Source organism: Anabaena sp. CS-542/02 (genome assembly GCF_028331085.1).
In the GTDB taxonomy this organism is placed as follows: Bacteria; Cyanobacteriota; Cyanobacteriia; order Cyanobacteriales; family Nostocaceae; genus Anabaenopsis; species Anabaenopsis arnoldii.
On the sequence record NZ_JAQMTM010000076.1, the window covers coordinates 89,217 to 114,621 of the forward strand.

Annotated in this window: 19 protein-coding genes; 10 read left to right on the forward strand and 9 right to left on the reverse strand. The window is 41.9% G+C overall.

What is annotated here, in order from left to right; all coding sequences use genetic code 11:
* Positions 1–26: 26 nt before the first annotated feature.
* Together rppB and rppA are read right to left on the reverse strand one after the other, a co-directional pair.
* Positions 27–1,403 (reverse strand): two-component system sensor histidine kinase RppB, encoded by a 1,377-nt coding sequence (gene rppB, locus PN447_RS08615; protein WP_271762356.1) that lies wholly within the window; start codon positions 1,401–1,403, stop codon positions 27–29.
* On the reverse strand, positions 1,400–2,107 hold the full coding sequence (rppA, locus tag PN447_RS08620; protein ID WP_271762357.1) for a two-component system response regulator RppA: 708 nt from the start codon (positions 2,105–2,107) through the stop codon (positions 1,400–1,402). Before rppA ends, rppB begins: the two co-directional genes overlap by 4 nt.
* Before the next feature lie 151 nt (positions 2,108–2,258).
* Here rppA and PN447_RS08625 point away from each other — a divergent pair, with 151 nt between their 5' ends.
* The 4 genes from PN447_RS08625 to PN447_RS08640 all read left to right on the forward strand — a co-directional run bounded on the left by PN447_RS08625 (position 2,259) and on the right by PN447_RS08640 (position 8,791).
* Complete coding sequence (locus PN447_RS08625) at positions 2,259–2,843, forward strand: cobalt transporter (RefSeq protein WP_271762358.1); 585 nt, start codon at positions 2,259–2,261, stop codon at positions 2,841–2,843.
* Between the two features lie 5 nt (positions 2,844–2,848).
* A complete protein-coding gene (locus PN447_RS08630) occupies positions 2,849–5,977 on the forward strand; it encodes an efflux RND transporter permease subunit (protein WP_271762361.1) in 3,129 nt (1,042 codons plus the stop codon).
* Between the two features lie 172 nt (positions 5,978–6,149).
* A complete protein-coding gene (locus PN447_RS08635) occupies positions 6,150–7,100 on the forward strand; it encodes an ABC transporter ATP-binding protein (RefSeq protein ID WP_271762362.1) in 951 nt (316 codons plus the stop codon).
* A 44-nt stretch (positions 7,101–7,144) separates the two neighbouring features.
* Complete coding sequence (locus PN447_RS08640; protein WP_271762364.1) at positions 7,145–8,791, forward strand: hypothetical protein; 1,647 nt, start codon at positions 7,145–7,147, stop codon at positions 8,789–8,791.
* A gap of 48 nt (positions 8,792–8,839) precedes the next feature.
* On the opposite strand, the gene PN447_RS08645 is transcribed toward PN447_RS08640, so the two are convergent.
* Together PN447_RS08645 and PN447_RS08650 are read right to left on the reverse strand one after the other, a co-directional pair.
* Complete coding sequence (locus PN447_RS08645) at positions 8,840–9,949, reverse strand: glycosyltransferase family 4 protein (RefSeq protein WP_271762365.1); 1,110 nt, start codon at positions 9,947–9,949, stop codon at positions 8,840–8,842.
* 447 nt (positions 9,950–10,396) lie between these two features.
* Complete coding sequence (locus PN447_RS08650; protein WP_271762366.1) at positions 10,397–12,535, reverse strand: hypothetical protein; 2,139 nt, start codon at positions 12,533–12,535, stop codon at positions 10,397–10,399.
* A gap of 191 nt (positions 12,536–12,726) precedes the next feature.
* On the opposite strand from PN447_RS08650, the gene PN447_RS08655 reads away from it, so the two are divergent.
* The 3 genes from PN447_RS08655 to PN447_RS08665 all read left to right on the forward strand — a co-directional run bounded on the left by PN447_RS08655 (position 12,727) and on the right by PN447_RS08665 (position 16,406).
* Complete coding sequence (locus PN447_RS08655) at positions 12,727–13,896, forward strand: glycosyltransferase family 4 protein (protein ID WP_271762367.1); 1,170 nt, start codon at positions 12,727–12,729, stop codon at positions 13,894–13,896.
* 92 nt (positions 13,897–13,988) lie between these two features.
* Complete coding sequence (locus PN447_RS08660) at positions 13,989–15,119, forward strand: glycosyltransferase family 1 protein (protein WP_271762368.1); 1,131 nt, start codon at positions 13,989–13,991, stop codon at positions 15,117–15,119.
* Between the two features lie 135 nt (positions 15,120–15,254).
* Positions 15,255–16,406, forward strand: coding sequence for a glycosyltransferase family 4 protein (locus PN447_RS08665; RefSeq protein ID WP_271762370.1), 1,152 nt, complete (start codon positions 15,255–15,257; stop codon positions 16,404–16,406).
* Positions 16,407–16,478: 72 nt separating this feature from the next.
* Here PN447_RS08665 and PN447_RS08670 read toward each other — a convergent pair whose 3' ends face one another.
* Both PN447_RS08670 and PN447_RS08675 read right to left on the reverse strand, forming a co-directional pair.
* Positions 16,479–16,742 (reverse strand): hypothetical protein, encoded by a 264-nt coding sequence (locus PN447_RS08670; protein ID WP_271762388.1) that lies wholly within the window; start codon positions 16,740–16,742, stop codon positions 16,479–16,481.
* A 247-nt stretch (positions 16,743–16,989) separates the two neighbouring features.
* On the reverse strand, positions 16,990–18,573 hold the full coding sequence (locus tag PN447_RS08675) for a mechanosensitive ion channel family protein (protein WP_271762389.1): 1,584 nt from the start codon (positions 18,571–18,573) through the stop codon (positions 16,990–16,992).
* Positions 18,574–19,014: 441 nt separating this feature from the next.
* Here PN447_RS08675 and ahcY point away from each other — a divergent pair, with 441 nt between their 5' ends.
* Positions 19,015–20,292 carry an adenosylhomocysteinase gene (gene ahcY, locus PN447_RS08680; RefSeq protein WP_271762371.1) on the forward strand — a complete coding sequence of 426 codons (1,278 nt, stop codon included), beginning with the start codon at positions 19,015–19,017 and terminating at the stop codon, positions 20,290–20,292.
* Positions 20,293–20,667: 375 nt separating this feature from the next.
* On the opposite strand, the gene PN447_RS08685 is transcribed toward ahcY, so the two are convergent.
* Positions 20,668–21,174, reverse strand: coding sequence for a helix-turn-helix transcriptional regulator (locus PN447_RS08685; protein WP_271762372.1), 507 nt, complete (start codon positions 21,172–21,174; stop codon positions 20,668–20,670).
* Positions 21,175–21,598: 424 nt separating this feature from the next.
* On the opposite strand from PN447_RS08685, the gene PN447_RS08690 reads away from it, so the two are divergent.
* Positions 21,599–23,242 (forward strand): protein kinase domain-containing protein, encoded by a 1,644-nt coding sequence (locus PN447_RS08690; protein WP_271762373.1) that lies wholly within the window; start codon positions 21,599–21,601, stop codon positions 23,240–23,242.
* 2 nt (positions 23,243–23,244) lie between these two features.
* Positions 23,245–24,012, forward strand: a complete 768-nt coding sequence (locus PN447_RS08695) for a hypothetical protein (protein ID WP_271762376.1) — start codon at positions 23,245–23,247, stop codon at positions 24,010–24,012.
* 385 nt (positions 24,013–24,397) lie between these two features.
* On the opposite strand, the gene PN447_RS08700 is transcribed toward PN447_RS08695, so the two are convergent.
* Positions 24,398–24,916 carry a helix-turn-helix transcriptional regulator gene (locus PN447_RS08700; protein WP_323216016.1) on the reverse strand — a complete coding sequence of 173 codons (519 nt, stop codon included), beginning with the start codon at positions 24,914–24,916 and terminating at the stop codon, positions 24,398–24,400.
* A gap of 96 nt (positions 24,917–25,012) precedes the next feature.
* On the reverse strand, positions 25,013–25,138 hold the full coding sequence (locus PN447_RS08705) for a DUF29 family protein (RefSeq protein ID WP_271762377.1): 126 nt from the start codon (positions 25,136–25,138) through the stop codon (positions 25,013–25,015).
* Positions 25,139–25,405 lie beyond the last annotated feature (267 nt).

A 25,405-nucleotide genomic window follows, 5' to 3' on the forward strand; every position in this document is an offset into this window, starting at 1 on the left:
ATAGCGATAGCGTGGCGCTAGCCATACTACTCGTGAGGTAGTTCAGTGCCACGTGTTTCTGGCCGTTGTATTTTCAATACTAGCGTGAAAATGCTACCTTTTCCCACCTGACTTCCAACTTTGAGAATCCCTTTATGTTTTTGGGCGATCGCCTGAGCAATGGCTAGCCCCAACCCTGTACCTCCGGTTTTACGAGAGCGATCGCCATCAACACGGTAAAAGCGCTCAAAAATTCGCTCCTGATCAGCCAGCCCAATGCCAATCCCCGTATCTTTCACCGCAATCACAGCAGTGTAATCACTCTTGACTAGGCTAACAGTTACATATCCCCCAGTGGGTGTGTACTGAATGGCATTGGCAATCAAGTTTGAGACTAAACGGTAAAGTTGGGATTCGTTACCTAAAGTATAAACCTGGTAAGTGGGAATTTGGCAGGTTAAGTGAATATCACCAGCAGTGGCCATCTCTAAAAATTCTTCGGTCAAATCGCTCACCAAATCATTTAAGCAACAAGTAACCGAAAATTGCTCTCCATCTGAATTTTGCTCAAGACTGGTTAACAAGAGTAAGTCCGCGATCAAATGGCTCAATCGTCGTCCTTGGCGCTCAACAGTATAAAGCATTATTTGCATATCTTGTGGATTTGATTGCGGTATGCGCAGAATAGCTTCCACAGTTGCCAACAAGCTAGCCAGGGGCGATCGCAATTCATGGGCCGCATTGGCGGTAAATTGTTGGTGTTGCTGATAGGACTGGTAAATCGGCTGCATTGCTAATCCTGAAAGCCACCAACTAGAACTAGCAACCAAGCTCAAAGCAATAGGCAACCCAATGGCCATAATCGATTGAATTCGCCTGATTTCCCCATCAAAATGTTCTAAAGTGCGCCCAATTTGCAAATAGCCCCAGGATGAATCAGCATTGGCACTATGTAAAATCGTGGTGAATTGGTGATAGCGAATACCCTTAGCGGTGCGGAAGGTTTGCCATGAATTGCGGTTGAGAGTTGGCGGCACAGATAGGGGTTGATTGGGTGAAAAAGCCAGGAGTTTCCCTTGATGATTGAACAGCCGAATATAATATGTGGTGCGATCGCTGATACCAATGGTGTGTCGTTGAATCAGGGTTGGCGTAGCCTGACAAGGTTCCCCACTCAAACACAGATCAGGAAAAATTTGTTGCAGCACAGCAGTAGGTTCTTCCCCTGCGGGTAGTAGTGGTTCGACGCTATCGTGTAAAGTTCCCGCAATTGATTCTATTTCGCGCTCCATTGCTGCCCAGTTTGTTTGTACCATTGCTCGATACATCCCCAAGCCAGAAACACTCAAAATCACACCCATGACCCCAGCATACCAAAGGGCTAGCCGTAGACGACTGCGCCAAAAAAGTGAGTAGCTATTCATAGCCGAGAATCAAGTTGAGAGTTAAAGCGATAGCCAGCACCTGGAACAGTTTCAATAGGACACGGACAGCCATGATTTGCTAACTTACGCCGCAATAAGCGCATTTGCGCTGCAACTACATTACTAATAGGTTCTTCTTCCATGTCCCAAAGTTGATGACGCAATTTGCTACCGGGAATGATCCGATTGGGGTTTTGCATCAAATACATGAGCAGCTGAAATTCTTTGGTAGTTAAGGGAATCAGCAGGGGCGTAGACCGATCTGAATTCACTCCTAGGACATTGTTGGCTGTATCCAGAGTAAAACCTGCAACAGTCAGGGTGGATGGTTGTAGTTGAGGCGATCGCCTCTGTAGCGCCCGCAACCGCGCCAGCAATTCTTCCATGAAAAACGGTTTGACCAAATAATCATCAGCTCCCGCATCCAGCCCCGCCACACGATTTGACGGCTGCCCCAAAGCAGTGAGCATAAGCACTGGTAAGGGATTTTGGTGCAGTCTGATCTGCCGACATAACTCCAATCCCGACATTTCCGGGAGCAGCCAATCAACAATCGCAACTGTGTAGTCTGTCCACTGGCTTTCCAGGCATAGCCAGGCTTGAGTGCCATCTGTCAACCAATCCACTACATATCTTTCGCTAATTAAGACTTGCTTGATTGCCAGTCCCAAATCCGCTTCATCTTCTACCAGTAAAATTCGCATTGCTCCAGAGAATCAACCATGAGGGAGCTTCATATATTTTACAAAAACATCTGCCATTTCACCTGAATTTCATCTGCCCTTTGGCAAACTTATGGAGAACTTTTGTTTAACCCCTATCTTGTGAGGAGTAATCATGAAATCCTTTCGGCTAATGAGTTCGATTCTGGCAGCCAGTTTAATTGTTTGTGTCCCTACAGTTGGGTTTCCTCATGTCGGACATGGTGATGAATTTCAGGCAACCGGTGGCATTAATCGGGTGAAAGTCAATCCCCAAACCGATCAACTATTAGGTATTGTGGTCACGCCAATCGCCTCCTCTGCTCAAGCAGGGTCTGGCGTGATGATTCCGGTGACAGCATTGGTTGATGCCAACGGTAAACAGATAGTCTTTGTACAGTATGAGAATTTTTATGAGCCTGTGGAAGTCACCACCGGTGCGACCAAAGGCGAACTAATCGCAGTCACCACAGGATTGTCAGTTGGCGAAAAACTGGTTACTCAAGGTGGTTTGTCCCTATATGCCGAATCGCGCAAAGCCCAAACTGCGGATACCCCTGGGACTCCAACAGCCAGTGAGACTCCCACAACCCTAGCTGAAGCAGACAATCAGGATACTACACAGCAGGCCAGTGGATTACCAATGGGTATCTTAGCAGGAGTCGGTGGTGGAGTCGTGCTTGTGGGGGGAGCGATCGCCGTTATTGCTGGGAATCGCAAAAACAAGGGAGGCGTTTAATTGAGATGTTGAATTCCATCGTCAATCAGATTCTCAAAAACTCAATTACCCAGCGTTGGTTCATAGTTATCTGTGCGATTTTAGTGACCCTGTGGGGAGTGTTCACCGTCACTCAGATGCCACTGGACGTGTTTCCTCAATTTGCGCCCCCCCAGGTGGATATTCACACCGAAGCGACTGGACTAGCTGCAGAGGAAGTGGAATCACAAATTACCGTGCCGATTGAAAGCGCGGTGAATGGTTTGCCAGGGGTAACTACGGTGCGTTCTTCCTCCAAAGTGGGTCTGTCAATGGTGCAGGTGGTGTTTGACCAGGATGCCGACATTTATCAAGCCCGGCAATCAGTGACAGAACGACTCCAACAGGTGACCAATCAGTTACCTGAAGGGGTGCATCCGCCGGCAATTTCACCCTTAGCATCACCATTGGGGACAATTTTACAGTATGCCTTAACTGTGAATAGCCAGGGTAAAACCTCCCTGATGGATTTGCGCCGTCTGGTGGATACTACCCTGAGCAATCAAATTTTGTCTGTGCCGGGAGTCACCCAAGTTACTGTTTACGGTGGGGATGAACGACAGGAACAAGTGTTAGTTGATCCGGCAAAATTGCGATCGCTCAAGGTTTCCCTGACGGAAGTTACCAATGGGGCTAAGGGTGCAAATTCTAACGCACCGGGTGGATTTCTCATTGGTGGCGGTCAAGAACTTTTGGTACGCGGTATTGGCCAGGTAAAATCAATTGCAGACTTGCAGCAATCTGTGGTCAAGGTGCAAGATGGGAAACCGATTTTGCTTCAAGATGTGGCGCAAGTAAAAACCGGTGCTGCACTCAAGCGGGGAGATGCTAGTTTTAATGGACAGCCGGCTGTGGTGATGATGATTAACAAACAGCCTGATGTTGATACTCCCACGGTGACAAAAGCAGTAGAAGCGGTAATGCAATCCTTGCAACCAACCTTTCCCCCTGATGTGCAAGTGAAACAAACGTTCCGGCAATCTAACTTTATTGATACTGCCATTGTCAATGTCAGCAGTTCCCTGATGCAAGGCATCATCATTGTATCAGTAATTATGCTGTTATTTCTGATGAATTGGCGTACTGCGGTAATTACACTGAGTGCAATTCCTCTGTCACTGTTAATTGGCTTAATGTTCATGAAAGCTTTTGGCTTAGGCATTAACACTATGACCTTGGGTGGTTTAGTCGTAGCCATTGGCTCAGTTGTGGATGACTCAATCGTGGACATGGAAAACTGTTATCGGGGTCTGCGAAGCAATCAGGCCCAGGGCAACCCCAAGCATCCCTTTCAGGTGGTCTATGATACATCTGTGGAAGTACGGTTAGCCGTGATTTTTTCTACAGTGATTATCGTCGTCGTGTTTGCACCAATTTTTAGTTTGACAGGGGTTGAAGGCAACATTTTTGCCCCAATGGGTTGGGCGTATTTGCTTTCCATCTGTGCTTCTACTTTGGTGGCTATGACCCTTTCCCCTGCCCTGTGTGCAATTCTGCTGGCAAACCAAACCCTACCGCCTGAAGGTACATTCATTTCCCGTGGGGCAGAACGGTTATATCGTCCACTGTTAAATCTGTCCCTGCGATACCCTCAAATCATTCTGGGTGTGGCCCTGGCAGCATTGGTTGCCGCTTTTGCGATTATTCCCTCCCTGGGACGGGTGTTTCTGCCGGAATTTCAGGAGAAATCATTGGTAAATTCCATGGTTTTATATCCAGGGGTTTCTCTGGATATGACCAATCGGGCGGGGATGGCTCTGTCTACTGCGCTTAAAGATCATCCTTTATATGAGTGGGTGCAAGTACGGGCGGGACGCACTCCCGGTGATGCAGATGGGGCGGGAGTAAGTATGGCTCATGTGGATGTAGAACTCAGCGATCTCGCCCTCCAAGACCGGGAAGCCAGCATTAAACAATTGCGGCAAGAGTTCAATAAACTGCCTGGTGTGGCATCTAATATTGGTGGGTTTATTTCTCACCGCATGGATGAAGTGCTGTCGGGGGTGAGAAGTGCGATCGCTGTGAAAATCTTTGGCCCTGATTTAATCGCACTGCGGAAGATTGGCGAACAAGTGCAAGATGTGATTCAGCCCATCCCTGGGGTTGTAGATTTGCAGCTTGAACCCCAACTGCCCATTCGTCAGGTACAAATCCATTACGATCGCGCGGCGGCCGCTAATTATGGATTGAGTATGGAGCAGTTATCCAACGTGGTGGAAACTGCCCTCAATGGTCGTGTAGTCTCGCAAGTGGCAGAAAATCAGCAAGTCATTGATGTTTATGTCTCCTTGACGGAGAAAGCCCGCAATAGTTTAGATGCCATTCGCGCTATTCCTCTGATTACCCCTACTGGGCAAACCATCGAACTGGGTGCTGTAGCCACGGTAGACTACGGTATGGGAATAAATGTGGTGAATCGGGAAGATGTATCGCGGCTGATAGTTGTTTCGGCAAACGTTGCCGAGCGTGATTTGGGCAGTGTTGTTAGTGATATTCAATCCCAAATTAAACAGAAAATCAAACTCCCCAATGGCTACTTCATCCAGTACGGCGGACAGTTTGAATCGGAGCAACGGGCTACTAATAATCTACTGGTATTTAGTATCTTGGCAGCGATCTTGATTGCCGTGTTGATGTTCTTCTGTGTTAAATCCCTCAGCGCGACCATCGCGATCATGCTCAATCTGCCTTTGGCTTTGGTGGGTGGTATTGTCTCTATTGCCTTGAGTGGCGGTGTGATGTCCATTGCTTCTTTGATTGGATTCATTACCTTATTTGGGGTTGCTGTCCGCAATGGCTTGTTGTTGGTGGATAACTATAACAATAAGTTGGCTCAGGGAATGCCCCTCAAAGATGTGATTGTCAACGGTTCTCTAGAACGAGTTAATGCTATCCTGATGACCGCGTTTACTTCCGCACTAGGTATGCTGCCTTTGTCGATCGCCAGTGGAGCAGGGAACGAAATTCTACAACCCTTGGCAATTGTGGTTTTGGGCGGTTTATTTACTTCTACCGCTTTGACTTTATTAGTCATTCCGGCTCTCTACGCCAAGTTTGGGAAACAGTTTATCCCTCAAGACAAACCTGCTTTGATTAACCAAAAATGGTCAAATTAATAACGATGATGTTGTGATTTTGACACTCCCCACGGCTAGAGTCCGGGGGATTCTAGTTTCACGTTATCGCGATCGCTTTGCCGTACAATGGGAGTAATTTTGTCACAATATTTATCAAAGCTGTATCTAAAAGGTATGTTACTATCTCAAACATAACTGCACCAAAACAGCTATGGTAAAAGAATTAGCGATTCGTACCTGCGGATTAACTAAGCAATTTGATCAACATATTGTTGTCAACAATGTTGATTTAGAAATCCCAGAGGGTGAAGTATATGGATTAATTGGCCCCAATGGTTCCGGGAAAACCACTCTCATCCGGATGTTGGTCACTGCTGAACAACCAACCACGGGGGAAATTTATCTTTATGGTCATCCCCTAGAATTTGACAAGAGTAACTCAACTCTCAAGCGTCGTCTTGGCTACTTACCCGATAACTATCCCCTATATGAAGATTTAACAGTCTGGGATTACTTAGACTATTTTGCCCGGTTGTATCATTTGCGGGAACCATATCGTACCCAACGCTTACACGCAGTTTTAGAACTTATCCAACTGGAGAATAAACGTCAAGCCCTAATTTCTACCCTATCCCGGGGGATGAAGCAGCGCTTAGGTTTGGCGCGGGCGATTATTCACGAACCAATTTTACTCATTTTAGATGAGCCGGTTTCTGGACTTGACCCTATTGCTAGGATGCAGTTTCGCGACATCATTACAGCTTTGCAAGCTGCGGGAATGACTATTTTAATTACTTCCCATATTCTCAGTGATTTAGCGGAACTATGCACTAGTATAGGCATTATGGAATTGGGGTGTTTGGTAGAAACCGCTTCCCTGGAAGAAATCTACAAACGATTTTCTCAACAACACATCATCTTATCAACCCCTGGAAGTTTAGAGTTAATCGAGCAGGAATTACAAAACTATTCCTTGGTGCAAAGTTGGCAAAAAATCCCCGGTGAAAACAGTCTCAAGGTCAGTTTTACCGGTACACCAAAAGATGGCGCTGATTTATTGCGTTCTCTGGTTCTATCGGGTTGTTCTATCAGTAACTTTCACAGTACACAAGAAGATTTAGAAAGTATTTTCTTAAAATTAGGGCACAAACAAGCATCCTAACAAGTCAATAATTATCTGTGTATATCTGTTCGGGGAGTAGGCTCATGATGCGGAATATGATCTCTGGCTTAGGTGAATTAAACCCTCAATTCTTACGGGAAATTAAGGGACGCTTAAAAACTCGCAACGTTTTATTAGCATTATTTGTCAGTGTTCTGGTTCAGTTGATGGTGTTTAGTTCCTTCCAAGCTGAACTACCAACAAACGAAAATCTCGAATATCTCCATCCAGCTTATTGTGAATATGAATGGACGACTTCATCACAAATTGTTAAATGTGCTGTTGATCAGTATGGTAAGGTAATTATTGATTGGCGAGCATGGCATGATGATCTTTTCTCCTCTCTGAGTGTAATCATCGTTTTTGCTCTTGTGTTGGTCGGAGTTTATTTACTCATCGATGATTTAGCCAGGGAAACCAGGCGAGATACCCTCGGTTTTATACGTCTAGCTCCCCAATCACCTCAAAGTATTCTTGTGGGTAAAATCCTTGGGGTTCCCATCAATTTATATATTGCCATTTTATTCGCAATTCCTTGGCATTTGTGGTTAGGTTTAAATGCTGAAAAATCCTTATATCAGATACTAACTTTTTATGGCATTTCCCTGGCACTTACCATTTTCTACTATAGCGGTGCATTACTATTTAGTTTAATAGCTTCTTGGTTAGGTGGGGTTCAAACTTGGTTAGGAACTGGTTTACTTGCAGCTATTTTTCTATTCTATAACCTTCTAGATATTAACAATGCTCGACTAGATAATATACTCACATTGCAGCTAATTATGCCGCAATATTTTATTCCTGACTCTTATTATGGTGGTTTCAGATTGACCTATTTCCATTGGTTCGGTGTAGCACTAGGAGAGAATGTTGCCATAACCATCAGCTTTAGTTTATTAATTTCCCTGGTTGGCACTTACTTTTTCTGGCAATCTATCAGACGTTGCTATAGTGTCTCCCATACTACCATGTTAAGTAAACAGCAAAGTTATTTATTAACTAGTATTTTTACCATCATAACTGTAGGATGTGCTAATTGGCAAGACTTGACATATATCCATGGGGATATATTGCTTTTAATGTTTGCCAATTTCTGGCTATTTTTATATCTGATTGCTGCATTAACACCCCATCGGCAAACAATTCAAGAGTGGGCGAGATATCAGCACGTTTATAGTCATAGTTATCCTGGAAAGCACAAATTAATCAAAGATTTAATTTGGGGTGAAAAAAGTCCCAACATATTGGCGATCGCCATCAATGCTCTAATTTATGTCATCGGTAGCAGTATATTCATTTTAGCCTCATCGCTGCCTGTATTGCATAAGTTAAATATTCTTCTTGCCTTAACTTTTGTCTTCACTTTAATAGTAATTTATGCAGCGGTAGCACAGTTACTGTTATTGATGAAAAATGGGCGGCGGTTGTTATGGACTAATGTGATTTTAGCCGCTGTGATGATCGTACCACCGGTTTTGTTAGCAATGCTTTTTCGGGACTCTGCTCACAGTTCACTATTGTTTTCTGTGTTGGCACCAGTTGTAATTATATCCTCAGAAACTGCTGCCATAACTAAGGCGATCGCAATTATGGGACATATAGCTATTTTCGGGCTATTACTCTGGCAAATTAACCGCCAATTAAAAACATTAGGGGAGTCAGCAACAAAAGCATTATTAAGGTCAAGTTAACCACTCAGAAATCAAAACAATCCCCAAGTCTGGCGTAATCACTATGAATTATTCCCCAACTACAAGTTTTTTTCTCGACAATTTTTGCTCAGAATAGGATTTCTGAACTAATTCATAGTATACAGCCTGGGTTTCTTGATTAACCCGTGCTGCTTGGAAATACTGTAAATTTTCTTGAGCGCGACATTTCCACCTCTGTAGGTCTACAGGTTCCCTGAGCAGTTGTGTCAAAACTTCAGCCAAGGTTCGACTATTTTGGGGTGGAACTAAAATACCAGCTTGTCCGTTATCTAAGGTTTCTGGGATACCATCTACATTACTGGCGATAATTGCACAACCCGCTTCCCTAGCTTCTGTGAGCACTAAACCAAATGATTCACAGTGAGAAGCTAAAACAAAAATATCTGTTGCTAGCATATAGCGTTGCGGTTCAGGCTGGAAACCTGTAAAGTGAATGCGATCGCTATACGGTGTATTGCTGACCATAGCCTCAAGCATGGGGCGATCTGGTCCATCTCCCACTAAATATAGATGTGCATGGGCAAATTCTGCCGCAATGGTGATAAAAGCTGTAATTAACTCAGCAATTCCTTTGCGGTAATACATCCCCGCCACAGTGGTAATTGCTGGACGCTGTAGGGGTAGTGGTTGGTAATCTTGAATACGACGATGTCGGGGACTGTTTAATGTACCGTTGGCTACCACTCGCACCTTTGCTTGTGGTATACCACGCCGCACCATAGAGTTAGATACTGCATGACTAACTGCAATTACCCGCTCTGCTAATCCCATGACTATGGAACTATGCTGAAACTCATTATGTACTGTAGCAATTAAAGCATAATTACATATGCCTTTGAATATTCCTGCTAGTATAACCCCTGTCATCATATGTGCATGAACAATATGTGGCTGAAACTCTCGCACAATCTGTCGATAACCCCAAGCAGCTTTGAGAATATTTAGGGGTTCTCTACACTGATTTAATTGCCAGTGTTTAACAGCATACAATGCTAATAATTCCTCATATTCTCCACCATCTGAGACTACAGCAACGGTATGACCATCTTCAGTTTGTAAACAAGCTAAGTCTACCGCCACATTGACAATTCCATTACCAATTTTCTGCACATGATTAATAATATGTAAGATCCGCATTTAAGTTTTGTCCTTAGCAGTTATTCAACCTTAAAAAAGATTTTATAAGCAGCCCGAAAACGGTTTCATCAAGCATATGGCAAGTAAAGGCGGTAAAAAATAGTAAAAATATTGATGTTAAATCATTGATACAGCACATTTCATCTCAGTGAGGTACACAAAGTCCGGCAAGATGCCCACTGCACAAAAGTGTTATCAGATTCGGTGCAAGGTGCTGTATGACAATTTTCATCAGTTATGTGTTTCCTTGCTTGCTTTTACCTGAAAAAGCTTATCTAAATTTTACTACTTGTATAGCAAATAAATTTATTTTCTATAGGAAGAAATAAAATTAATTTTTTGGGAATTTTTGATTAACCATGCAGTCACAAACAAAAAAACGGGTTACTAGAGAAAGTCTAGAAACCCACTTGGATGATTTACAGCATTTAAAAAATGTGCTAATATCTACAATTTAAAGCGATAGATAATCACTTTACCTTTGGCATTTTCTTCTACAAATAGGAGATACTCACCATTATTTCGCCGCATAGCACGAAGACCATAGGGGATATCAATCCAACCACTTTGCGATGCAACTTCTGGACCTGGTGTTAAGTTTTTCACAAACGCCCCGGTTCTGGCATTATATATATATACTTTTGCGGTTTTACCCGTCACAGCAAAAACATAGTCACCCGTTACACTCATGGCTGAGGTAGAAACTTCACGTTTACCGGTATTATCGTAGGGAACTACTATCCGCCAACGGGGTGTTCTATTTCCCCGACTCCAATTATCAAAACGTACAATCTCAGAACCCACAACTTTAGTGTCATCCCCAACAGCTGGATGATCTAGCGTAAACCCTGATAAATACATGGTATCGGTTTCCGGTAAATACTCAATCCGCCGCAAATCGGTAAACAGACTCGGGGTTGCTTCCTTTGACATGGAAGCGTAGGTATAGATCGGGTTACCATGCTCATCTAGTCCCTGCAAAGGATAGTGTCGGATACCCTCCTTAGTTCGTACGGTTTTCCACACATCCCCTCGACTATCTACCCACCATCCCCCAATGTAGGGATAATCTTTGGTGTTGTCGTATTCAATCCGATCAAACTTACCGTTATTGTTGCGATCGCGCCAAATCCATTCTCCCTCTTCTGGCTGATCAGGAGGCCAATTTCCCAGAATTGATTTTCCCCCACCCCCACGAGTACCCACAAACATTCCCGACGGAATCGCGATTTTACCATCCGTCTGAGGATTAAAGCGATAAATTTGCAGAAAACTTTCATACATATCAACCAGGAAAATAAACGGTTTCCCTTGGATACGACGCACCCAAGTAGCATCAGGGGAGGTATGTAACCGTGGATCTTGGGGATATTTGAAAGGATTTAAGGTGTAGGCTTTATAAGTCCATTGCTTACCCGCAGGTTGACTATAATCCATCAAGAATTCTTCTTGTTTGGTAAATAAGCGTACTCCATCACTGGTGGGGTCAGCATCAGCATTATCAACAAACATCAATCCCATTAACTGCCATAATAATTTTCGTGATGATGAAAACTTGCGTAAGTCTGTACCTGAGTTGTTAAACCCATTACTATTTACATAGATATTACCTGCAAAATCTGTACCGACTCCCGTCAAACCGTACAGTTTTAAATCTTGGATTTCACCAGGAACACCCCCATAAACTCCCCCCGGAGTACCGAAGGTACTCACCAGAACAGGTTGATCTTTAACTTGGTAAATCAGCACCTGCTGACGAGGGCCATTTTCTCCTACCAAAATTCTGTTTTGCAAATCAACTGCGATCGCACTGGGTTCTACAATATTGGTTATTTCCTGGGGTAACTGCTTTCCTTCGCGGGAATAACGCACGATTTTAGCCGGATTACTCCCTTGTTTGGTTTGAATAATCCAGAGGTTACCCTGTCTATCAACAGCTATCCCCCCCGGACTCGCAACCCTAAAGCTGCGTATTTCCTGCATGGTTTCTGTATTATACACACGCAGACGGTTAGTAGCAGCATCACTAACATATAATTCATTTCCCCTAATTGCTAATCCAGTTACTGGACTTTGGTTACTGACAATTAACATACTTTTATCCCAACCACGTCCTTGAGCAAAGGGTGCGGATTTACCAGATAAGTGGTAGCGTCTGACACAATGCCAAGTTGTCCCTTCTGGGGGATAGTCTTGATCTTTCCTATTCACAAAATCTTGGCGCATGCCAATATAAACATATTTATCATTGGCTGTCACAGCCTGTCCTCCGAGACGACCCCAACCGTGAAGATCCGCCAATCTCCCAATCACATCACCATCTTTGTATATTCCCGCTTCTCTACCTGCTTCATCCCAGAGACTATTAGTATAAACTGTACCATTGGGTGCCACATACATCGCCTGAATATAATTTTGTACCCATTTTTCTCCACCACCAAAGGTATTACCAATCCAAGAAGTTTCATATCTCAGTTGAGGCGTTCTGCTGATAACTTCATCATTGGCAAATACCAGAGAAGTCAAAATTATGACTACAGCTATAATAGATACAAAATTTACAAGTTTAAATCTGTGATACATCATAGAGAATTTATATCAGTTCAATCATTAAATACCTTATTTCATAACAAATAATCCCCATTTAAAAATGAATATTCATGCAAAAAACACATACTTAAAGACTCTATAGAGTAGAGTAGGAAAATGACTGATTCTTTAGATAATAGCAGGAGGTAAGAATAGCATCCATCTAGATCATAGGAGCTAAGTAGTAGGTGGAAAGTAAAAAAGAAAAATCTCAAACAACACCTGCATCTATTATCACAGTGGGAACAGGCTGGTTTCCTCAAAAACCCGGCGGATTAGAAAGGTACATTTATGAACTGACTCATACATTAGCAGCCAATCAAGACAAAGTGGAACTGTGTGGAGTTGGTCTACCAGAATCTAAACTAAATTTACCCATAAAGTTGACTAATTTAGCTGATCCAAATCAGGGAATCTTGCAACGACTAGCAACTATTCGTAATAACTTTAAAACAACGCGAGTTAGTCAACCGGATGCTGTTAATCTGCATTTTGCCTTATATAGCTTTCCAATTTTGGATCTTTTACCCAAAGGCGTACCCATAACTTTTAACTTTCATGGACCATGGGCTTCTGAAAGTCAGGAGGAAACAGTTAGTAATAAATTCAGTTTTTTTGTGAAGCGATGGCTGATAGAACAAGCAACTTATAACCGTTGCGATCGCTTTATTGTTCTCAGTCAAGCTTTTGCCAATATTCTACATAGAGAATATAAAGTTTCATCGCATAAAATCCATGTTATACCAGGTGGTGTTAATATCGATAAATTCCAACCCAGGTTAGTGCAAACAGTAGCTCGTCAACAGCTAGGCTGGCCAGAAAATCGCCCCATTTTATTTACATCCCGGCGTTTAGTTCATCGCACAGGTGTAGATAAATTATTAGCCGCTATGGCGATTATTAGACCAAAAATACCTGATGTTTGGTTGGCGATCGCCGGTCGAGGTCATCTGCAAAATTCTCTCAAAGAACAAGTTAAAGAGCTAGGCTTAGAAAACCATGTCAAATTTTTAGGTTTTCTGCCAGACGAAAAGTTACCTGTAGCCTACCAAGCAGCGAACTTAACTGTTATACCTAGTCAATCTTTTGAAGGATTTGGATTAGCAATTGTGGAATCTTTAGCCTGTGGTACACCTGTTATGTGTACACCAGTCGGGGGTATGCCAGAAATTTTACAACCATTCTCTCCAGAGTTAATCAGCACGTCTCACACAGTTTCAGCGATTGCTGAAAAATTAGAGGAGATATTACTAGGAAAAATATCAAACCCTTCGCGTGAGAGTTGTTTTCAGTATGCTGTCACTAACTTCAATTGGGAAAAAATCGCTCAACAAGTGCGTCAAATTATCTTGGCTTAAAAGCAGGCATAAAATAATAATTCCTGCAGGAAAATCCCTAATTAAAATCACTGTAACCAGAAATCCTTAAATCCTACACCCCAGAGCGCACGATGGTTGTGAATACTCTACTAGCTAATCAATACTACATCTACATCAAAAAAGGTCAAAAACCAATTCCTTGGGATATATACCAGACCAATCCACCAATTAAATTTAGCTTGGCTGACTATGTTTGTAAAGTCTTTCAAGCCATAGAAGAAAATTCTACTCTCAGTGGTCTAGTATTTTACGTCACCTGGGATGCAATGGATGAAATCCCATCCTATGGTGAGAATGTGGTTGTTTTGATCATCGGAGACGAATGGTATCGTATACCAAAATATTTTCATAAGGTAAAGGCTGTATTTAAGTGTATAGGTACCCGCCCCATTTTAGGATGTAATCCTATACTTCAGCCTTCTTGGCTGAACTTGCTGACATTAATTCAATTTATTAGAATTTTATTAGTCTGCTTACCCGGCTTACTCAATTATCAATTTCAGAAATTAAAAAGTTGGATTTTAGGTAAAGGTGAAATAACTCCAATTTATGATATTCCTCTAGGATATAATAATTCTAAAGATTTACCTATTAAGCCTCTACAAGAACGTTTGTATGATACTTACTTTTCTGGTAGTATTGTCCACGTAAATTATCCCATTTGGTGTTTTAAGCGTTGGCTAGGAACTCCCAAAAGTTTAGCACGGAAACTGATGATCTCAAACGTCAGAAAATTCCAACGCCAAAACCACAATTTTAGAGTTGAATTAGGGATTACCGCTGGCTTTCATGATCGAAGTAGTGAAGATGAGCGCAGCTACAGTGAAATTATGATGGATACAAAAATATGTCTTGTTCCTAGAGGTACATCTTTTGAAACAACTCGCTTATTTGAAGGTATGAAATATGGTTGTGTCCTAGTCACAGAGGCTTTACCTTCTCGCTGGTATTTGGATGGAGCACCCGTAATTCAAGTTAAAGATTGTCGAAATTGGGAAAAAGTTTTAAAAGAACTATTAAACAATCCACAACTTATGGAAGAAATGCACCAAAAATCCCTAAATTGGTGGGTGAATAAGTGTTCAGAAACTGTTGTAGCAACATACGTGGTTGAACAGTTAAATGGTTCCATAGAAGTGAAAAATTTGGCTGTAGATGTAGTTCCTAGATCCAATTTCTCTATGTCTTTAAATAGTCCTTGAAACTAAAATCAGCTTGAGGTAGTATCACAGGAATATTGCCTCAAGTACCGCCCTTTTATAGCTAACTTCGATGACAGGGGCTGTATTTATTTTCTAGATCAACTCTAGCTGCATCAGTAATAATATATTATTCCTATGAAAATTTTATTTTTAGACCAAAGTGGTAAACCTGGTGGTGCTGAACTTTGTTTAATAGATATTGCTAAACCCTATAAACAACAAGCCTTAGTCGGTTTGTTCGCAGATGGCCCTTTGACAAACTTACTTGAGCAGCATCATATCCCGGTAAAAGTTTTCGCCACTGAAACAATACCAGTTTATAAACAAAGCAATTTTCTACAAGCTTTGGCTAGTTTTAGACAACTTATACCACTGTTAGCTAAAGTGGTACAAACAGCAAGGAAATATGATCTCATCTACGCCAATACACAAAAAGCCTTAGTTATTGGCGCACTGGCTAGCTTTTTAGCCCGTCGTCCCTTGGTTTATCATTTACATGATATTCTTTCCTCAGAACATTTTAGCCGAACTAACCTGCGGATTGCTGTTACGTTAGCAAATCGTTTTGCCTCATTAGTAATTGCTAATTCCCAAGCTAGTCAAAGGGCATTTATCCAAGCAGGAGGAAACTCAAAACTGACGGCAATTGTTTATAATGGTTTTGAGTCTCAAAATTATCAAAGCTCTCCATCTGTAGTTAAAGAATTACGGCAACAGTTAGGACTAGAAGGAAAATTTATAGTTGGACACTTCAGCCGGCTTGCACCTTGGAAGGGTCAACATATTTTAATCGCCGCTTTGTCTCAATGTCCGCCAGAAGTGTCAGTAATTTTAGTTGGTGATGCTCTGTTTGGTGAACAAGATTATGTCCAAGAACTGCATGAACAAGTCACAAGGTTAGGACTAGAAAACCGGGTCAAATTCTTAGGATTTCGTGGGGATGTCCCCCAGCTAATGGGAGCGTGTCACTTGGTAGCACATACATCAATAGCCCCAGAACCCTTTGGAAGAGTTATTGTTGAGGCTATGTTATGCGGTAGGCCTGTGGTAGCTGCAAAAGCTGGGGGGGCGATGGAATTAATAGAACATGGCGTTAACGGTTTTCTGGTGACACCGGGTTTACCAGAAGAGTTAGCACAGGTGATTAATACCTGTCTTCAAAAGACAGAAATCACTACCAGTATAGCCAGTTACTCCAGGGAGATGGCTTGTCAGCGTTTTGATATCAAAGCTATTAATCAGCAAATAGCTCAACTATTGTCCCACCCTGTGGGACAATCGTTATAAGCTTGTGTCGCTTTTCCACCCCGGTTTAAAAACACGGGGCTACTAAGCTCCCGTACTTTTTACGTGATTTTACTACGCCACTTCTCGCATTTGTGAGGGGATGTTTATTTCTGGGAATGGTCGCGACATTTGCTCCGATGCTGGCGCTACAGCTTGCTCTAAAACTTGTACTTCGATATTCACACTCACTAAATAACTACCAGTTTCATTACCAACAGCTTCAGCTATTAATTGAGCAATATCCGGACGTTTCGCCGTCAGTGGGTCACGTAAAGTACACCTGTCCCATTCGTGCCGGGCAGTCGGATGGAGGTTGAGAATATAATGCTTGATCATTGGACTAACCCTTAAATCCATCTTCCAGAAGTCTGTTGCAGCAAACCTTTGCTCTTTGTTAGGCAATATTCGCGCTATAGTCCATTATAGTACAAATGTTCTAGTTTGTCTCCTATGAAGTTTTAGTGATAAAAAATACTATTAGCCTCCGTTGAATTATTTAATCGCTCACTAATAAATCATATAGGTACAGAAGACTCTGACTCCCCGACTTTTGCAAATAGTCGGGGATCTGTGAATTACTTGATCACTCAGATTTGCCATTGATTTTTGAGTGCGGCAATTCACCTTGATTCAGCCAAATACCTTGTTGAGGTACAGGAATTGAGAATCCGGCTTGATCAAAGGCGATTTTTAAGCGCCGACGAAACTCGCGCCCCACATCCCACTGTTTAAGTGGTAGTGTCTTGATCCACACACGAATCATTAAACCGCGATCGCCAAAGTTATCTATTCCTAGAACTTGAGGCATTTCCAGTATTTGAGGTTTCCACAGAGGATCTTGATTCATCTGCGAGCCTACCTGTTTAATCAGATCCATGGCATCATCAATATTATTTTCATAGGCAACTGGAATAGTTAAATCGGCTCGTGACCAACGGCTAGAAAGATTCGCAACCACTTTAATTTCACTATTGGGAATCGTAATCAAACGTCCTTCGGCATCCCGTAGCTGGGTAACCCGCAGATTGAGATTTTCTACTAATCCTCCTACATCCCCCACAGCAATCACATCACCCAAAGCATACTGGTCTTCAAAAATGATCAGAAAACCGTTAATCGCATCTTTAATTAAGCTTTGGGAAGCTAGAGACACAGCCACACCAATTAAACCCGCACCTGCTAGCAGGGGAACAATATCTATACCCAAGGACAGCAGAGATAGTAAGATGCCGACCACTAACCAAATTCCAGTGATAATGCTTTTAGTTACACCAGAAAATGTAGAAACTCGCAGTTCCATCCGTCTGGAAGCTTCTGTATTTAATAAAACACCAGTGCTGATCAAAGTCGAGGTCAACCGGTCAATCAGCGCATAGGTGAACCGGGTGGCGACATAAACTCCTACTATGATCACAGCCAATGCTATAGGAATTTGAGCAGCTGTAATAATGCCTACCTGAAATACTCTGGTATAAGGAAATAGACCCAATATAAAGAGAAATCCACCAGACCAAATCCCGGTTTGAGTTAATTGAAACAGTCTAGTTTTAACCTCTTGAATATCTCGATCTTGCTGTTGATGTAGTTGGGTGGTCAGCTGTTGAGCATTATCTGCTATGGGTAGGATGGGGTGTTGTGAATGCTCTTTTAAACGGCGTTGAAGGTAATAAACTCCCCCACTCAACACAATCATTAACACTCCCACCCCAACCGCAACCTTACCTTGATTGATTAAAATTTCAGTTGTGCGCTCTTTGTCAGCCCTTTCCAAGGCTTTTTTTAACTCTTCGGTAATTTGAACTGCTGATACAGCTGCTTCTTCTCTTCGCAGTCTGGCATCTTCCATCGTCACTGTCATCAGGTATTGACCATTGACATAAATTACTGGTGAGTTATTCAGTATCCTGGTGTCAATGTTAATATTTCGTTCAGAGGAACTTAGGTAATTTTGGCGAATCTGATTGAGATTTTGTTGTATATTCCGGGAACGCTCCGGAAAATTCGTTCTGGTTCCTGCTATTTGAAATACTGGGTAACCATCTAGATAAATCCAACCAGAGACAATTCTATTATCTGCATCACTACCGGTTGTACTGGGAGATTGTAGAAAAGGCAAAATGGGGAGTTGAGCGGAGGCTTTTGGTATAGAAACAACAGCGATCGCCATTGAACTGGCAATTGTCACTATCATACCTCTAGCTAAAATTCTTTTGGATGATACCCCCTGTCTAGGTGTGAGAGAGGCTGGATGAGATACGTTGTTACCTGATTTGTGCTTGGCAGCACTGCGGGTATTACTAAGGCTATTTTCCCCTAAAAGTGCTAGTTTATGCTCAAAATAACCAAAATTTGACCATAAGACCTGCTTGGCGATCGCCAAAATTTGAAAGCGCACTCAAATACCTCCCTAAAGTAACAGATGTTCTTGATCCACTCCTCACAAAAATTAGGGATGAGGTTAACCTGAAAACCATGCAATGTCAACCTAGAACAAAGTACAATTAACAAGCTTGGTGGTAAATACAAGCCAAAATCATCAGCTGTACAATACCCTAGTAAGGTACGTGATTTTTACGTAACTTTTTTGATTCTTCTGAGGAAATTTTTAATGACTGCAACTTCTCCCCGACTAAAGCACGAGGTTAAAGACCTCGCCCTAGCTCCCTTGGGAAGACAGCGTATTGACTGGGCTGGACGGGAAATGCCAGTATTAAAGCAGATACGCGATCGCTTTGAGCAAGAAAAACCCTTTGCTGGTTTACGCCTTGTAGCTTGCGCCCACGTGACCACAGAAACAGCACATTTAGCGATCGCCCTCAAAGCCGGCGGTGCTGATGCAGTTTTAATCGCCAGTAACCCCTTATCAACTCAAGATGACGTAGCAGCTTGCTTAGTTACCGATTACGAAATTCCAGTATTTGCCATTAAAGGCGAAGACGCAGCGACCTATAACCGCCATGTGCAAATCGCCTTAGATCATCGCCCCAACATTATCATTGATGACGGTAGTGATGTGGTTGCCGATTTAGTGCAACACCGTCAACACCAAATTGGCGATTTAATTGGGACAACCGAAGAAACCACCACCGGAATCGTGCGGTTACGCGCCATGTTCAACGATGGCGTTCTCACATTCCCCGCCATGAATGTTAACGACGCTGACACCAAGCACTTCTTTGATAATCGCTATGGTACAGGTCAATCAACCCTAGATGGTATTATCCGGGCGACAAATATCTTATTAGCTGGTAAAACCATCGTAGTTGCTGGTTATGGTTGGTGTGGTAAAGGTACTGCTTTACGGGCCCGTGGTTTAGGCGCTAACGTCATTGTTACCGAAATTGACCCCATCAAAGCCATTGAAGCGGTTATGGATGGTTTCCGGGTATTACCCATGTCCGAAGCAGCGCCCCAAGGTGATTTATTTATTACTGTCACCGGTAATAAACACGTGATTCGAGGCGAACATTTCGATACCATGAAAGATGGTGCGATCGTTTGTAACTCCGGTCACTTTGATATTGAAATTGACCTTAAATATTTAGCCGGTCAAGCCAAAGAAATTAAAACAGTCCGTCCCTTCACCCAACAGTACATACTCAACAGTGGTAAATCTGTAATTGTCTTAGGTGAAGGTCGTTTAGTTAACCTCGCCGCCGCAGAAGGACACCCCAGCGCCGTTATGGACATGAGTTTTGCTAACCAAGCCTTAGCTTGTGAATACCTGGTGAAGAATCAAGGTAAATTAGAGCCTGGTTTACACTCTATTCCTGTAGAAGTTGATCAAGAAATTGCTCGTTTGAAGTTGCAAGCTATGGGTATTTACATTGATAGCTTAACTCCTGGGCAAGTTGAGTATATCAATTCTTGGCAGTCTGGAACCTAATCTTAATTAACTAGTTGATTTTTGGGGGATGAGCGTTTTGCTCCTCCCTTTTTTTTCGCACCCAGGAAGAAAAGAAGATATGAGTCACACATTGATACCTTGTTTATTAATTGACAAGGCTAAATATTTATTTCTTAGAGGTTGTTTGATAAGTTTTCCACATGTAATTTTTATCTTAGGGAACAGGGAACAGGGAACACACAAAAAACAATCAAATCCAGTCCCCTCCCCTTAGAGGATGTTTGATAAGTTTTATCAGGTGATTTTAGACACTTATTGATCCCCCCTAACCCCCCTTAAAAAGGGGGGAACTAGAGTCAAAGTCCCCCTTCTCAAGGGGGATTTAGGGGGATCTAAAAATATTTGATACACTAATCATGACTTGACAAACATCCTCTTAGCACAAACAAGATCCTGAAATTTTCTGTGCGTGTCAGAGTCGAGCATTTCCAATTGTTTGACAAGATTTAAACTCTTAGTGGTTTTAGCAATTTCTACCAAAGATTCGTCGATTTGATAGTTCTTGTGTTCAATCAGCCAGGTAAGGATATCAAGGAGATACCAGACAGACTGCGACCCTCCGTAGATAGCAGTGGGAGGGTCTGAAATGCTTTTTGATAGTAAGTTTTGAATATTTTGTCGAGAGCATCCCAAAAGCTTCGCTACATCTGTCACACCAACAAAATTGGGTGATGCCTCGATAATCTCCGCTTGTGGAATACCCTTTCTGACATCATTTATGGCGCTAGAAATTGCATCATAGGCCGATGGTGCTTCACGAATAAAATCAAGAGCGATAAAACCCTTTGTCCCAGTGCCAATAATAGCATCATCACAGCCCGATTCATAAAGGGCATCGACAAACATACCAGTATCAGTCATAGGATTTGGCAGTTTGAATTTCAGAGTAAATTCATATTCTCTCATTTAAGTATTACTCTCTCCTCAGAAGTAATCATTTCTTGAGTGAATTGTCAACTGACAACTTACTCCGTCCATTTTACAAAAAACCACAGCATAAAGCCCACGTGCCTCTAGACGGGGGAGTGTCAATTTATCAATAAAATGTATAAGTGTTTACACTCTATGCAAATGGGGATTAGAGACAAAGAAGATTGAGAAAGCCAAAAACAAGTAATGGATAAACGCCCCAATTGGGCAGAAAAATTTAATATAAGTAATTTTAATCACGGAATTTGGTTGAGCATTAATCAAATCATGGCAAAATAAATCAGTACTCAGTTGTCTAAGGCACGAATGTATCTGGCAAGGATTAAACTCTCTTATTACTGGGGTTGACTTCCACATGAGTTATTGTATCAATCCTCACTGTCCTAAACCCTTTGATCTAGCAAATGCTCATCATCGTATTTGCCGTAACTGTGGGTCAGAATTAATCCTGAAAAATCGCTATCGTGTAGTTAAACAACTAGGTCAAGGTGGTTTTGGTAACACTTTTGAAATTGATGACAGTGGGGAAACTAAAGTATTAAAGGTACTGACTGAAAATAACACCAAAGCTGTGGAACTGTTTCAACAAGAAGCTAAAGTTTTAACTCAGCTTCAGAGTGCAGGTATACCCAAAGTAGACCAGGATGGTTACTTTACTTTTTTCCCTAGAAATAGCCAAGTACCATTACACTGCTTAGTGATGGAGAAAATTTCAGGTGTTGATTTAGAGCAGTGGATGGAGTCCCGTGATTATCAACCGATTACCCAAACTCAAGCTCTTGATTGGCTGAAGCAACTTGTCGAAATTCTGGCCTTAGTACATGGCTATCAATACTTTCACCGTGATATTAAGCCCCAAAATATCATGCTGCGACCCAGTGGGCAACTGGTTTTAATTGATTTTGGTGCTGTGCGACAAATCACAACCACGATTTTAGAAGGAAATTCCCATACGAGAATTATTTCACAGGGCTATTCACCCCCAGAACAACAAAACGGTTATTCAGTACAACAGTCAGATTTTTTCGCACTGGGACGGACTTTTATATTTTTGCTCACCGGTAAACAACCCCAGGATCAGGCTATTTATGATCCTCTCAATAATGAGTTACATTGGCGAAAATATGCCGTTAATCTTTCTGTGCTGTTAGCAGATTTAATAGATCATTTAACGGCTCCAACTGCAAATCAGCGCCCTGAGAATACACAAGTAATTTTGCAGAGGTTGAAGGCAATTGAAAAAAGTCTAAATAAACCTCATACTTCCATAAACACCACTAAAAGTCAATCAAACCATAGTTCTTTACCCACTGTTTCCATTGGTCTGAGTAAATCGAATAACGCCACAGGTCAATTAACTCAAAACTGGGTAAAATATTGGCAATGGAGTATTGGTTTAGGTGTGGGATGTTTGGCTATTGCTGCTTTCTTGAAACCTTATCATCAAAATACAGTTATACCTCAAGAAAAAATCCCTGGATTCAGTCCTAGTAGTTCTAATACATCCCCAGTTATTCCCATTACTCAACCGACACCAAATACTCAACCTAAAATTACCCAAAGTCCTGTAAATGTAACTGCATCTCAAGAAATAGAAATACAAAAACGGGCGGCTGCTTTAAAAGCTGAACAACAAAGACAAGCCGCCATAGCAGCACAAAAAAAACGTGATGAGCAGAGGCGAGAAAAGGAACGTCAGGCGGCTAAATTAGCAGAACAGAAAAAGCGGGCTGCAATGGGAGAACAACAACCCCAAAAAGCAGTAATTCAACCAGAAAAAGCTAAACCAGTTTCTCAAAAAAGCCGACAAACAACAAATGTCCCCACTCCCAAAAAACCACAACTACCACCCCCACCACAAATAGAAAGGAGAAAACAGCAAAATGCTGAGTCTGGTCATCATCATCATGTAGTTGATATGAATAAACCTTGGGAATCTACACATCCTATTCCCAGAGCTTCCGATAAATTAGAACAGGTCATAAGAGGAGGAAATTAATCGTGAAATTGACGGTAAAAACCTTAATTACTTTAGTGGTTGCTGGCTCGGCTTTATTATTAACACCAATCAAAAGTCACGCCCAAGTGAATATGACGACTTTGGCTGAGGTGGCAAAAAGTTGTCAGAAAGATGCGGTTTCTCCAAGGTACTATCAGCAAATGTTATTCAATTCGGAGGATTTTACTTTTATTGAACAAAACGCCAACGCATTTATTGAACTATGTATTAGGGAACGATATCATTACTCCTTAGTTTTGGAGCAATTTCCTGGGCTGAGTTCCGGGGGAGAAATCATACGTGGGTATCCTGGGTCTGTAGTTGTTGGGCTACTGGCGGCGAAGGGTGCTCGGTGGACGTCCGTAAACGGTTTATTAGACTGTTTGATTTCTGAGGATGCTTCTAGTAATGTATGCTCCTCAACTAGGGGTACTATCGGTATAGGCGGGGAACCGCGACCTGAAAACCCATTTCGATGGTCGGAATTCGAGTACCTAATTTATGTTTGTCCCTCTTGTGTGGTAGCCCATGATGAAGTATCAGGTTCAGGAACAGTGATTTTAAGAGCCTTTATGAAATGGTTTCTCACCCTTGACAAATCAGAAAGAAGACAAGTGATGTCCCTTTTAGGAGATGAAGATAATGCTAGAAACCTGCGTGACAATCTATCCCAAGAATCCAGGGAAGCAATCGAAGAATACAGGGAAGCACGTGCAAGAGTTGAGCAACAGGAACGGGAGAGACGTAGACAAGAATTACTAGGTCTGTAGGTGGTGTTAATAAAATGATCTAGGGTGGGTTAGGGACGCTCTAATCTACCCGGTAATTAAATTAAATTTTTACCAAGTAATAGTAATATTTTAGCAATTCTATAAAGACGCACTAAAAGATAAATATTACGGATTGCTGAAGGAAGTTAGGAGGAATCTCCGATGGTCTAAGAGGATGTTTGATAAGTTTTATCAGGTGATTTTAGACACTTATTGATCCCCCCTAACCCCCCTTAAAAAGGGGGGAACTAGAGTCAAAATCCCCCTTCTCAAGGGGGATTTAGGGGGATATAAAAATATTTGATACACTAATCATGACTTGACAAACATCCTCTAAGTCCCCATCATATAATTTTGAACTTATTAATTAAAATGTCAACCATACTTATGAGGCTTTAGTTTTAATATTCATTTTTTCTTTGCGCCATTTATCCACGCTTTTTTTAACTGCTTCTATTTCCGCAAAATCTACTTGCACAGTTGCCGTTTCAAATTCGACACCCAAAGCGGTGCTGACTTCGAGAATTTCTACAAAACTGGCACATTGATAATCTGTATCCTCATATTCCTTGACTCTTTGTTCAGCAATTCCTAATCTATCAGCAAGTTCTCGCTGAGTAATTTTGGCTGCTAACCGAACTTTAATTAAAGCATCTGGCAGTTTATTTAAAGAATCGACTTGAATTTTTAAAGGTTTACTGGTGTCGCAATTAATCAGTCTTTCGTATTCGGTGATTTCTGACTTTAACTCGTCAACTTGACTCTGATATGAATCTCTGTGAAGTTTCCACCGTTTTGGTTCTGCCTTCAATTGTTCATTGTTATCCAATTCCGCTATAGACTGTTCAAAGCGTTGCAACCAAGCTAAGGAATTTTGATACTGTTGCTCATTTTTGATCATCATGGTTTCCACCTTTGTAAATCTATAGCAATAATTCCTTTGCGCGTATTCGTCCTGGTATCAAATTGAAAAAAATCTATGTAGGCTGTACCGGAATCATTAGCTGGATAATTTGACGGAAAAATTTCCCGCTTTTAATTGTTCCGCCGTCATCTGTAGCCATAGATAAAAATCTTGGTCGTAAAGTTGAGAGTTTATCAAAGCTTTCGGTTGAGGTGCTGTCATGTAATTCTTTCAACCTATCAAATTTTTACCAAGTAATAGTAATATTTTAGCAATTCTATAAAGACCCACTAAAAGATAAATATTACGGACTGCTGAAGGAAGTCAGGAGGAATCTCTCATGGTCTAAGAGGTTGTTTGATAAGTTTTATAAGGTGATTTTAGACACTTCTTGATCCCCCCTAACCCCCCTTAAAAAGGGGGGAACTAGAGTCAAAGTCCCCCTTCTCAAGGGGGATTTAGGGGGATCTAAAAATATTTGATACACTA